This window comes from Acinetobacter sp. UBA3025, assembly GCF_002367915.1.
Classification (GTDB): domain Bacteria; phylum Pseudomonadota; class Gammaproteobacteria; order Pseudomonadales; family Moraxellaceae; genus Acinetobacter.
In genome coordinates this window covers 2,815-3,501 of sequence record NZ_DFDO01000160.1, presented here as the reverse complement: position 1 = coordinate 3,501, position 687 = coordinate 2,815, and the positions used below count along the sequence as shown (strand labels likewise).

Below are 687 nucleotides of genomic sequence, written 5' to 3'. Positions count from 1 at the left end.
GTTTTTTTGCATAAGGCCTATATAGGCTTTCTGCGACAAACAGGTCATTATAATGACCTAAAGTCTCCTGTAAGGGCTTTAACGCTTTCAGATATCTTTTGATTTCCTTTTCCGGAAACAGGCTTTGCAGAAATTCCACATTATAACGCAAGCGTTTAACCCGCTTGCGGGTTCGGTGGCGTGATTCAATATCCAGTTCCTGATAATTCTCTGCATCTGCACAGACTTTCTGATGCAGTTTGCTGAGTCCTTTACACAGGATTTTATGCGAGGACTTTTGCTGGTTTGCACTCTGATCCTGACTAAATTGTAGTAGCTCCAGTATCAGCTCCATCGTAGCTGGCTTTCTGAATAATTGGCTAATATCTGCCTGATCCTGTTGGGCTGGAGGCAACTGCAATACTGGTGAACCCGCAGCTTCTAGCTGAGGAAGCAGACTTTCAGCTAAAGCATCGCGATCCCGAGTAGAGCCTAATTGCTGGAAGATATTGCGTAACTGATCCTGCCATTCCTCTGTCAAATCCTGATGATAGGGCTGGAAGATTTTTAAGGCACTGCGTAAACGCCGGATAGCGACGCGGGCCTGGTGCACATGGTCACTATTGTAATTCTCTAGCGCAATCGCCGTCGCATTGGGAAACAGGTGCGTCAGACAGTTGGTGATAATTTTTTGCAAGATATGATGAA

Annotated in this window: 1 protein-coding gene; it reads right to left on the bottom strand. The window is 45.4% G+C overall.

Annotated elements, in window-relative coordinates; all coding sequences use genetic code 11:
- Positions 1-687, bottom strand: a 687-nt coding sequence (locus B4J23_RS06725) for a CHAD domain-containing protein (protein WP_291359490.1), incomplete at both ends; no start/stop codon positions are given.